Genomic DNA, 12846 nt, shown 5'->3' on the forward strand with positions numbered 1-12846 from the left:
AATAGAACAAGGACTTTTAACAAGATTCATGCTAAAACTAAATCATTGGAACATAAAAAATGAAAAAGAAAAAAATCACACAAGTTTTTGAAAGAGCCTTTTTTTATTTGGAAATAACCTTTATATATTATTAAAAATATTATACTAATTATAACAAGAAATTTGTTACATAATGAAACATATATTTTGCAACAAATGATTGTTTAGACAGGTTTTAATGATTTTATCAAAGCCTGTTATTTAAACTAAATAAGATCAATTGATTAATTAAATATTAAAAATCAGGTGATAACTGTTTAGGAAAAATTAGACGGTGAAAATATGAAAACAAGATCGATAATGTATATAAGCATTTTACTTATTGGCCTTGTACTCACACTGGGAGCAGTTAGTGCAGGTGAAAATATAACGGAGACGAGTACAGTAAGTGCTTATGAAACTCCAACAGAAACTACTAATCTTGACAATGCTGAAGAAAAATTGTCTTCAAACGCATATTCTATAACAGAAAGCGAATCTTTAGAACATGAACCCCTGTTAAGCTCTAATTCTGATGACGAATCAATTTTAAATGCCGAAGACCAGACTTGCGGCTGTGATTTTAATTCATCCGTAATTGTTAATAAAATATGGGAAGGTGGAGATTCAGGAAACATTACCTATGTTGAAATTCAATTGCTGCATAAGGTAGTTGTAGACTCATTATGTCCACCAAAATGGAAAAGTTCACCAGATGAACCTATTTTTGATGAAACCGTAGGAACCATAGTGTTTTTACCTGACCCATCAGGCAAATTGGTTTCATACACAATAGTTCAAACTGCTAAACTGACTAAAGAAAATAATTGGAGACATGTTTTTAAAAACTTAACTTTCGATTCCGCCACTCAAAGAGTGAACAGTAATGGCGACAAGTATTGGTTTTTAGGAGACACCCACGAGTATGTTGTCCGTGAAATCAATATTCAGGATAATGTTGAATTTATATCCGCAATTTTCGTCAGGAATTTCACATGCCCTCTTGATGGAGGTTTGAAAGTGTTCTGGAACATAACAAATAGAATTATTCCAAACGAAACAACTAATGAAACAAACAACGACACGAATAGTTCTAATAAAACAGATTTGAAAAATGAAACCCCGAATTTCAAGGATCATGCAAGAGGACCTAATCCTAGCACAGATCAGAACAAAACTCCAGATAAAAGTGTTGAAGAAAAAACAGTGAAAGAAGCAGATATTGGCAAAGCTACAGGAAATCCATTATTCATCTTATTTATAATGCTTTCTGTTTTGATTGTGCCAGTATTGCGCAAAAGGGATTAAGGGGGATTTAAAATGAAAAAACTTTTAATCATATCCTTAATCTTACTTATTTTTTCCATCGGTGTCGTTGCCGGTGCAGACAGTGAATTGAACATCACTGAAAGTGAAATTTCATCCTCAAATTTAGCTGAAAACGATGATGTTGTATCACAAGAGGCTGATGATGAGGACCTGTCCGATAAGGCTGTTGAGGAAATCCCAACTGATGAGGATGTTTTGTCTTCCAGTGCTGCGGATGATGAAGTCTTATCTGCATCCAATGAAGAAGACAAGTTATCTGGTCAGTCACTAGAATACTATCTCACTTTACATGATACCGTTTATATGGATGACAATAGATATTACGATGTGGCGAGCATAGGATATATTTATAACAGTAACAATTTAGGCAACCTGTCAATTTCAATAAATGGCGAGGAAGTCTACAATCAAAAGGTTAGTCGATATCAGTATATTGATACCGGAGATTTGTCAAATTTGCCAAAATTTGGCATGCATAATGTAACCTATACATATAGTGGAGGTTATTATGATAAGTTCAGCATCACAAAAATGATTAATTTTACTTACCCATTTTTTATGAATTATTATAAACCTTATCTTGCTGATGAATTTACATTTGAATTCTACTTGCCAGAACATGCAACTGGAATAGTGAATATCAGAATGAATAATAAATCCTATGATTATATCCAGTTAGATACACTAAGATCTACAAAAATAAGTTTTGATGAATTTAACCTAGGAGAAAATGAAGTTGTTGCATATTATCCGGGAGACAATTACCATCCTTCATCACAGATAGTTACATCTGTCTTTGTAAGACCCGAATTTGATTATCCAACAACAATCATTGACAATGAAGATGCATATGTTACTGTTAAAGTTCCAAGATTTGAACAGGGCACATTGACACTTTTAAAGGATATTACAGACTATAATGATAATCCTTATCATGTGGAGCATGAGTTTATTGCTCTTGCACATGTTGAAAACGGAACTGCAACCATCAAAATGCCAAAATTTGACGGTCAGCCAAGATTCGTACTTGAATTTAATGGAAGAAGATCACAATCCACACACTTCTATTGTTTCTCCACCAATAGTACTCCACATATAAAAGTAAATGCTACAAGTGAGATTAAGGAAGGTCAAACCGCACAGATTAGGGTAACAAATGACTATTTTGAAAGGGTTGCTGTCTATGTTGAAGTAGACGGGCAAAGAGTTTTGGACAATTATATTTTTACAGATGTTATGGATATTGCCATTCCTGAATTAAGTTTGGGCGATCACAAGATTGTAATACATTCAGTTAATCACGTTTTCTCTATTTATTTCATGAAAACACTTAACATTACAGTTAAAGAAAAAACTGCTGAAGTTAATGGAAGCAATGCCTCAAAAGAGATTCAGCCTTCTGTGAACACATCTGTTAGTGACAAAACCAATCCTTCAAGCAATGCTGTCAAAAAAGAATCCGGAAAAACAAGCGCTAAAAAGATTTCTTTATCTCTTTCAAAAGTGAAGGTCAAGAAATCCGCAAAAAAAATTACTTTAAAGGCGACCCTGAAAATCAATGGAAAAGCTGCAAAATCCAAATGGATAGTCTTTAAGTTCAATGATAAAACATATAAGGCAAAGACAAACTCCAAAGGTGTTGCAAAACTTACCCTTAAAAAATCAGTTCTGAAAAAACTCAAAGCTGGTAAAAAAGTAAAATATCAGGTCAGCTATTCAAATAAAGTAGTTAAAAAAACTTCAAAGGTTTTAAAATAGATGTTTAACCACATCTATACTTTTTTTATTTTTAATTGTATTTTAAATCTATTTTCATTATGTTAATGACATAATACAGCAAAACAAATGCAATCAAAAGAAAGATCATTCCAAAAACGAATATGGACATGATTCCAAATCCATCTACCAAAAATCCTCCGATTGCAATGCCCATGGCAATTCCGCCATTCAGTACACTTAAAAATACCCCATTTGCAAGTTCGGGACTTTCAGGTAATGCAGATGTTTCAATGTACTGTATGAGATTATATCCCATACCATCAAGAATACCGAATATCAGCATCAATACCACAACAAAAATCAGATAGTCTGCAAAGAAGTAGAGACCAACGAATACCATCGCACATACTATCTGAAAGATTAAAAGTGTTGCCTTGTCTTTGAAAACTATCAGTTTTCCACCGAGCCATGTTCCGAAAATGGAAAATATTCCGTAAATGAAAAGGAATATGCTTAGCTTATATGTGTATATGTGACTTACGCTCTGCAGAAAATACGGCATGTAGTTATAGACTATGCTTGCCCCGATAGGCATCATTATGATACCGACGGTGGCTATTATGAATTCCTTTGTAATCAGACTTGATACTGGCTTTTCATAGCTTTTCGCTCTTCCGGGAATTCTTGGGAAGAATATTGCAATTAGCACCAGTGTCAAAAAGTTAATCGCAAAAATCCAGGCCATGGCCACCTGATAGCCGAATATTGTTCCAAGTCCTGTTGTTATCGGAAGGCCGATTATGCTTCCTACAGAAATTCCCAAAAGTATCTTGGTGATATAGTCCTGCTTTTGGCCGTCGGGGGCGATCTCCTCACAGAAAGTCAGTGCGATGGAAATGAATGCGGGATAGAAAACCGCTGAAAGTATCCTGAAAAAGGATGCTGTGTAAATGCTTTTTGTGAATATAATTACAATGTTTGACAGGGCAAAAATGCCGAGTATTGTGATGAATGTTCGCTTTCGTTCATATTTTGAAAAAAGAATCGGTATAAAGAGGCCTGAAACGGCAATAGTGAAGGTGAATGAACTTACATACAGTCCGGACATTGCTATTGATGTGTTGAAATACTCGGAAATTTGAGAAATTATTCCAATGATGCTCAATGGAGTGTTTATGCCCATAGTAGAAAGCATCAAAATGTAGAGAAGTATTTTCGGATTGTATTTCATCAGGGTTTCACCATATAACAATAGTTATGTAACATTATTATATCATGAAAGAATACTATTTAAAAGTTTTCAAAAAAAATCTGTTAAAAAAAAGAAAAAAGAGAAATAGAGAAATTAATCTCTAAATCTATTTACCTATGTCTTCAAGAGCAGCACTGATTTGTGCCATAATTTGCTCGGTTTTGAAGTGTTGTTGGTTCATTGCACCAGATGGACATGCACCTACACAAGTACCACATCCTTTACATAATGCGGTGTTAATTTGTGCAAATTCTTTTCCACCTACACCGGTTGCGATAGCAATAGCACCGTATGGACATAATTCAACACATACTTGGCATGCTCCACAAACGGTTTCGTCGTTGGATGCAATAATAGGTTCGATTTCTACTTCTCCTTTAGCCATTGGGATTGCTGCTCTGGATGCTGCAGCTGAACCTTGTGCTACGGAGTCAGGAATATCTTTAGGACCTTGTGCTACACCAGCAATGTAAACACCGTCAGTTAAGGTGTCAACAGGTCTGAGTTTAGGGTGAGCTTCCATGTAGAATCCGTCTGCAGATCTGGATAAACCGAGAGTTTGTCTGAGTTCGTCAGATCCTGCGGAGTGTTCGAGACCTACGCTTAATACAACTAAGTCGTAAGTGTATTCAGTTACTTTACCGAGTAAAGTATCTTCTGCTCTGATAGTTAAGGTTAAATCATCGTTTTCGAAGATTTGTGCTGGTTTACCTCTGATGAATTCGATACCGTATTTTTCTTGAGATGTTTTGTAGAACTCTTCGTAACCTTTACCGAATGAACGGATATCCATGTAGTAACAAGTTACTTCGGTGTCAGGTTCGTGGTCAATACATAATTGAGCGTTTTTCATGGAGTACATACAACATACTCTGGAACAGTATGGTTTACCGATTTGTTCATCTCTGGAACCTACACAGTGGATGAATGCAACACGTTTAGGTTCGATACCGTCGGAAGGTTTGATTACGTGACCACCAGTAGGACCTGATGCGTTAATCATCCTTTCAATTTCCATAGCGGTAATAACGTTTGAGAAACGTCCGTATCCGTATTGGTAAATTCCGGAAGGATCGAATGGGTCGTAACCGATTGCTGCAACGATAGTACCAACTTCTAATTCAATTTTGGTAGGTTGTTGGTTGTGGTCGATTGCGTCTGGTCCACATGCTTGTACACATAAGTTACATTCGATACAGTAATCTTTATCGATGGTTGCACATAATGGTACAGCTTGAGGGAATGGAATGTAAGCAGCTTTTACCATACCTACACCTTCGTCGTAGTAGTTAGGTATTTCGATAGGACAAGCTTCTTGACAAGCTCCACATCCAGTACATAAATCTTCATCTACGTATCTAGCTTTTTTCTCTACAGTTACTTTGAAGTTTCCGATGTATCCGTCTACTTCAGTTACTTCTGCGTAAGAGATTAATTCGATGTTTTCGTGTTTGGAACAGTCTACCATTTTAGGTGCTAAAATACACATTGAACAGTCGAGAGTAGGGAATGTTTTATCTAATTGTCCCATACGTCCACCAATGGTTGGGTTTCTTTCTACCATGTAGGTTTTGAAGCCCATGTCACCTAAATCTAAAGCGGTTTGGATACCAGCTACTCCACCACCGATAACTAAAGCTTTGTTATCTACTGCTACTTTGGTAGCTTCTAATGGTTCGAGTAATCTAGCTTTTGCAACTGCCATACGGGTTAAGTCTTTTGCTTTTTCGGTAGCTGCTTCAGGTTCGTTCATGTGTACCCAGGAGTCTTGTTCCCTTAAGTTAGCAAATTCAAATAAGAATTTGTTTAATCCAGCTTCTTCTACACATCTACGGAAAGTAGGTTCGTGAAGACGAGGGGAACATGCTGCTACAACAATTCTGTTTAAGTTTTTCTCTTTGATATCTTCTTGGATCATTGCTTGACCAGGGTCTGAACACATGTATTTGTAGTCTGTTGCGTGGACAACGCCAGGTAAAGACTTAGCATACTCAGCTACGCTAGGACAGTCTACTACTCCTCCAACGTTTACACCACAGTGACAGACGTAAACACCTATCCTTAATTCTTCGTTATTATTTATTTCTTCTGCCATATTAATTCACCTTGTACAAGTCGTGAAAAATATCTAATATATATAAAAAATTGCAATTTAAAAATAGTTGTAAAAATTTTTACATAGTATTAGATATACATATGTAGTGAATACACATATATAAAGCTATCTATAAAAAGCTTGGAGTAAAGTTTATATATGATGAATGGAAATCTCTTTAAAAATAGCTTTAATTCAAAAATAAAAACTATACCTTTATTTTTTAATCAAATAAAGGATAACCATTATTTTTTGATAAAATAATAAATTTAGGTTAGAATAAATTCTTAATTTTTTATTAAATTATCATGATTATTGCCGGAAGTGTAATCAAAGAGATTACAGTGTTGATCAATATGCAATCCGAAGTCATTTCATAGTCAAGTTTATAGGTAATTGCAAGCAAGAGGGACATCATCCCTGATGGCATTGCGGCCTCAATAATGGAAATTTTGAACTGAAGATCTACCAGACCCAGTTGAGTTGCAACCAAAAAGGCAATGCATGGGAAGAAAAGCAGTTTCATGACTGAAGTAAATGCAATCATGTTCTTACTTCTTTTAATTGCTGAAAAGTCAATGGACAGACCCAAGGCAATCATGATTAAAGGAATTGCCCCCTGACCCAGATAATTAATGGTATTGTCTATTACCGGCCCTATTGGTATGTTTAAAAAGTTAAAGGTTAATCCCAAGATTACCGCCCACAACGGCGGGAAAAAAGTAATCTTTCTAACGGCGGTCTTTACGGTACCTCCGAACTTTAAAATCAATATGAAAGATAAAATTAAAAAGATACATAAAGTAGCAATATCACAAAAGATTGCCCTTAAAAATCCTTCCTGGCCAAAAATACCTAAAGTTACAGGATAACCCATAAAAGCAGTGTTGGCAATCATTACAGTAACCAGTACACTCCATAAGGTAATATCATCCAATTTAAATTGCCTTAAAATAAAATAGGATACAATACCTGTTACCATGGAGGATGCCAAAATAATAAATGGCAATATTCCCAATTTTGACAGATACGATAAATCGGCAGTGAACAATGCATGAAATATCATGCAGGGCATTAAAATGTACATTACTATCCTATTAAACGGATCAATATCCTTCTCGCTTAAAAAATCGATTCTTTTAAGGAAATATCCGAGACCAATCATTATTATGATTGATAAAATAGTAATAGCAATTTCATTCATATAATAATATTAATAAATAATAGTATAAAAAAGTTATGAAAAAAAAGAAAATAAAATTAGCTAACGATACCTTCGCTAGTAATTTTAAATACACATTCACCTTCAGGTAAATGAGGGGAATCCACTAAACGTGCGATTCTTTTACCGGCCAAACCTTTTTTAAGCCAGATTCTGTAAGTTGAAGCGTGACCTAAAACGTGTCCACCAATAGCTTTGGTAGGACTTCCAAAGAAGGAATCTGGTTTAGCTTGTACCTGGTTGGTTAAAAATACTGCAACATTGTAAGTGTTAGCAATTTGTTGAAGTGAATGTAAATGTTGGTTTAATTTTTGCTGTCTTACAGCTAATGATTCCCTTCCAACATATTCAGCTCTGAAGTGAGCCATTAATGAATCCACAATGACCAATTTAACATTAGCTCCACTTTGAATGAGTTCGTTGATTTTATCAACCATCAGGATTTGGTGAGCGGAGTTAAATGCACGTGCAACATGGATTCTGCTTAAAACTTCTTCAGTGTCTAATTCAAATCCTTCAGCAATTTGTCTTACCCTTTCTGGACGGAAAGTGTTTTCAGTATCGACAAATACACATTCCCCGTCAAGACCACCGAGTTCTTCTGGTAATTGAACGGTTACAGCCAGTTCATGGGAAATTTGACTTTTACCTGATCCGAATTCACCGAATACTTCTGTAATGGATTGGGTTTCAATACCTCCACCGATTAAATCATTGAATTCTTGGCTTCCTACAGTGATGTGTCCAACATCTTTCCTTCTTTCGTCAACTTCAAGAGCAGTTTCAAAAGTAATGTTTTCAGCTCTACGAGCAGCTTCAATAACTTTTTCAGCAACACCCTCACCAATTTCAGCTTTTACTGATAATTCCTTAGGAGTAGCGGTTGCTAATCTCATCATATCAGCGAAACCTGCATCTTTTAATTTTTCTGCTGTTTTTTCTCCAACACCTGGTAAATCACTTAATTCAACCATAATAATCATTCCTTTCTATTTGTTTTTTAAAAGTATTTTTTTAAGAGTTTTTTAGGGCTTAACCTATTTTCTTCACTATATTCATTAAAACTAACATTAGCAATAATTTCAATAGTCATTCCTTCTAAGTCTTGAAGTTTTTCTTCAATTCCGTAACCATCATCTATAAGAGAAATTATTTCCTCTTTGTCCATTTCTATAAGTTCTTCTGCTAAATTACCAAAGAAAGTAACTGAAATATCTCCAGTGTCATCTTCAACTCTTGTTGGAATCATGAGAGTGTATTCAGGTTCATCGAATACATGACCACAATTATCACAAATGAACTCATCTTCAGACTCTTCAACATTTTCATGACAATTTGGACATTTTTTGAGTAAAAACCTATCAGTTGCAACTTCTTTAATTCTAGCAGTTATGTGAACATTAGTGTCATCTTCGAGTAAGGATTCAATAGTTTTTGGAGCAAATATTGATTCCATTAATTCATCTTGTGAAGGTAAATCTGCTAATTCTTTTTCATCAGGTTCCAATATTGTTGTACCACCAGATACGGTAGCTTGAAGGCGATTGTCCATATCCAATGTTAAACGAGGATTTTGCAATTTGACTGCTTGACCGATTTCAAATTCTCTTTCGGTATCTTTATCCCATAATGCAACCCTAATAGAGCCGGTATCATCGGCGATTTCTATATTTCTAACAGATCCGGTATCTCCATTGTCTCTGTCGAAATGGCGGGTTTCACTTATTTCAAAGATTCTACCGACAATGATTGTATCTTGCTCGTCTTCGTCAAGGTCTTCGATTTTTTTGAATTCGTAAATCGCTTTTTCAAGTGTAGCTAATTGAGGTATAAACAATGCAGATGCTTGTTCTTCAGATAATCTGATGATTCTAGAACCGCCTCCTATGTTTAAGTCAACACTATACATTCCAAGTCTGGTTCTAGCGTTTTCAATCCTGTATGCTTCACCTACTTCATAGTCCCCTTCAGCCTTTTCATTCCAGAAGGATAATCTGACTTTTCCGGATTCATCAGCAAAGAGTGCTGAACGTACAACTCCTGCAGTACCGTCATCTCTTTGGAATTCCCTTTTATCTTCGAGAGAGAGAATTCTTCCTTGAATATCGATTTCAACTCCATCCTCATCAAAGTCAAATTGGATCTGTCCAACAGGAACAGGATGCAACTCATTTCTGATTGCTTCCAATTCATCAATTTGTTCAAGTGATAAGTTTTCAGGATTAAGGGTAATCTGAGTATTGAAGTTGGTATTCATTGAGTATTGGCTTTGAGTGTATTCGTCAAAGCGTACATCTCCACCAATGACTTTAATGAAATCACCTTTGTTGATTGGAATGCTGGTGTCATCTCCCCAAACTGTAACTCTTATTTCACCGGTTTGGTCTCTGACATCAAAGTTTCTTAATTTTCCTTCAGTATTATCGGTTTTTCTTGTGAACACTTTAATATCCTGGAGTCTTGAAACTACCCCTATGATTGAAACATCTCTCTGTTCACTTAAATCTGCAATAGGAGTGAATTCTTGCTCAATTTCAGGAACATCAAAGTCGCCTTTAATAATTCTTCCATCCCAATGGGTAAGTGAGATTTCGTTTTCACCGTCCCTGTTTGGTCTTTGGCGTGCTTGAGCTTGAAGAATTTTAACTGTGTCTCCATCCTCTAATTTTAAATCTTCAATTAATTCCACATTTTTGTTCCATAAAGTGTATGAAATGTGTCCTGATTCATCCTGCAATTCCAATGATGCAACTTTTCCTTCTTTTCCATTTTTTTCATAACTTCTGATGGTTGGAATTCTAAGGATTCTTGCAATAATATTGACTTTAGTTTCCGGTTCGATATCGGCGATTTTGGTAATCTCTTCTTCATATGAAGGATATTTAGTTGAATCTTCTTCCAAATGAACAAGAGTTGACCTTGGTCTTAGATTAGCTTCAAGGCCGGTGTATCCTTCCTTGATATCAACATTCTTAATTTGAATGATATCTCCTTCATTGACTTTCATATTTTTTAGCAGTTTGATGTTCTGTGTCCAAAATACTGCCCTTATAGTACCGGTGTTATCTTTAAGTTCTACATTACAGACTTCCCCATCTTGACCTTTGCGTGTTTTAAATGATCTTGGATTGGAAATTGATGTTACCCTTCCTGCAATTGTGACATCCTTACTGCCTGCTTCGAGTTTATCAATGGTATCTACAGCAAATTCAGGTTTTTCGGATAGAACTTCAGGTTCTTCTGTAACCAGTTCACCAACTACCATATCCGCCAGACTCACATCGGTCATAAATGGATTGTGTTCTTCTTGTTGTCTAAATTTCTCCATTCTTGAAAAGAATTCTTCTTCGGAAATTTGATCTTTAACTTTATCGTATCTTTCTTTTAAATCTTCAGTCATCATGGTTGAGGATTCCTTTTCTTTTGTATCAAGTATAGATGTGTCAACACCATTATGATTTTGCACTACCATTTGAGCAGCGCCGTAATCATCAATGAAATCGATTCCATCATTATCAGCTTTGATTCGTTCGATTTCTTCTAAGAACTCTTCTTCAGAAAGTTTATCTTTTACTTTTTCATATTCTTGTAAAATAATTTCTTGCATACCAAACCCCTCATAGAAAAGTTAATTATAATTTTATATTCACTGTGTATATAAAGTTAGAGAGAGAGCATTTGAAAACTACTCAATACTTTATTATAAAAAAATTTAATATAAAAATTACCAAAGTGCACAGGTGTGATTTTGCACAAAAGTGCTAATATGCATTAGGATTTTTCTTCAATGTGGTTTTAATCATTATACCCAAGTCCAAACCCATGTGCCAGTTTTCTACGTATTCAATATCATATTCTATACGTTTCTTGATTGAAGTGTCACCACGGCAACCATGGATTTGAGCCCAACCGGTCAAGCCCGGCCTGACCTGATGCTTTACCATATATTTTGGAATTGTCTCTTTGAACTGGTCAACAAAGTAAGGCCTTTCCGGTCTAGGACCGACAACACTCATGTCTCCTTTCAATACATTGAAAAACTGTGGCAATTCATCAATACTAGTTTTTCTTATAATCTCACCGACCTTTGTTTTTCTTGGATCATCCTTTGTAGTCCATTCGGACTTCTCTTCGTTTGGATCCTGGACTTTCATACTACGGAACTTATACATCTCAAAGATTTCACCGTTGTGCCCCATTCTTTCCTGCTTAAATATAATTGGGCCGGGAGATGTTAGCTTAATAGCAATGGCTGTAATAATCATAATTGGTGATGTTATAATAATTGCTATTATTGATATTATATAATCTGAAGTATATTTCAAGAATTTATTGAAGTCATCATCAAGCGGAACATACCTGATATTGATTATCGGAATGTCTTCAATCATGTCTACAGACGGTTGAGCCGGGAAATATCTGATGTAGTCGGGAATGATTTCCGCCTTGATTCCCACCTTTTCACAGCTCTCCACAAGTTCATTAATCTTATAATAATATTTTAATGGAATAGCCAAAACTACTCTGTCGAAATTATTATTTTCAAGGACATGGTCGAAATCATTAAATGCACCGATTACTTTGCATCCTTCAATTTCACTACCGACATGCTCTGACCTTCCCAAAAATCCGCTGACTACAAATCCGAGATATGGATTTTCATGAATCTTGCGTGCAAATGAGAACGCCAACTCATTGTCCCCAACTATAAGAATATGCTTTAGATTCTTATTGTTTACTCTTAAATTCCTTAAAAAGCTTCTTATAATAAATCTTTCAATAATTCCAAAGAATGCACCTATTATTCCCAGTAAAAATAGCATAATCCTTGAAAAGTTAGGCTGATTTATGATAAATAAAATTGAAACCAGAATAAAGAATGCAAGGATATTCACTTTTATAATCTGAGTGGCTTCCGAAAATATATTCTTATATGTCCTGCGAGGCTTATACAAACCAAATGCAAAATATAAAATCAGATAAACAGGAATAACAGCCAGCACTAAAAACAGTAAATAGCTTGATAAGCCTAAATGCCCTCCAATTGGACCGAACAATGTGGTTTTAAACCTTAACAAGAATGAACATACCAGTGATAAGATTATCACCAATACATCAATTAAAACCAACATTATGTTTAGTGCCTTTTGATTTTCCTTTATCATAATAACTACCAAAAAAATCTAGTATTGTTATATATATTATAGTTAT

The 12846-nt window shown here is 35.2% G+C and carries 8 protein-coding genes; 2 read left to right on the forward strand and 6 right to left on the reverse strand.

The genetic code is table 11. The features are described from left to right. Nucleotides 1-321 precede the first annotated feature (321 nt). A complete protein-coding gene (locus tag QZV03_RS01505; protein WP_296873945.1) occupies nucleotides 322-1326 on the forward strand; it encodes a hypothetical protein in 1005 nt (334 codons plus the stop codon). A gap of 12 nt (nucleotides 1327-1338) precedes the next feature. Further along, complete coding sequence (locus tag QZV03_RS01510) at nucleotides 1339-3105, forward strand: hypothetical protein (RefSeq protein WP_296873946.1); 1767 nt, start codon at nucleotides 1339-1341, stop codon at nucleotides 3103-3105. Nucleotides 3106-3136: 31 nt separating this feature from the next. Here QZV03_RS01510 and QZV03_RS01515 read toward each other — a convergent pair whose 3' ends face one another. From QZV03_RS01515 to QZV03_RS01540, 6 genes are all read right to left on the reverse strand, one after another. Further along, nucleotides 3137-4297 (reverse strand): MFS transporter, encoded by a 1161-nt coding sequence (locus tag QZV03_RS01515; protein ID WP_296873947.1) that lies wholly within the window; start codon nucleotides 4295-4297, stop codon nucleotides 3137-3139. Nucleotides 4298-4424: 127 nt separating this feature from the next. Continuing rightward, nucleotides 4425-6413: a CoB--CoM heterodisulfide reductase iron-sulfur subunit A family protein gene (locus tag QZV03_RS01520; protein ID WP_296873948.1), complete on the reverse strand. Its 1989-nt coding sequence runs from the start codon at nucleotides 6411-6413 to the stop codon at nucleotides 4425-4427. A 298-nt stretch (nucleotides 6414-6711) separates the two neighbouring features. After that, nucleotides 6712-7617, reverse strand: coding sequence for an AEC family transporter (locus tag QZV03_RS01525; protein ID WP_296873949.1), 906 nt, complete (start codon nucleotides 7615-7617; stop codon nucleotides 6712-6714). Between the two features lie 56 nt (nucleotides 7618-7673). After that, the gene (gene radA / locus QZV03_RS01530) at nucleotides 7674-8609 is read right to left on the reverse strand and encodes a DNA repair and recombination protein RadA (RefSeq protein ID WP_296873950.1); all 936 of its coding nucleotides are present in this window, start codon (nucleotides 8607-8609) and stop codon (nucleotides 7674-7676) included. Nucleotides 8610-8635: 26 nt separating this feature from the next. After that, nucleotides 8636-11242 (reverse strand): OB-fold nucleic acid binding domain-containing protein, encoded by a 2607-nt coding sequence (locus tag QZV03_RS01535; RefSeq protein ID WP_296873951.1) that lies wholly within the window; start codon nucleotides 11240-11242, stop codon nucleotides 8636-8638. 154 nt (nucleotides 11243-11396) lie between these two features. Further along, complete coding sequence (locus QZV03_RS01540) at nucleotides 11397-12800, reverse strand: undecaprenyl-phosphate glucose phosphotransferase (protein ID WP_296873952.1); 1404 nt, start codon at nucleotides 12798-12800, stop codon at nucleotides 11397-11399. Nucleotides 12801-12846 lie beyond the last annotated feature (46 nt).

Source organism: uncultured Methanobrevibacter sp., from assembly GCF_902788255.1.
Classification (GTDB): Archaea; Methanobacteriota; Methanobacteria; order Methanobacteriales; family Methanobacteriaceae; genus Methanocatella.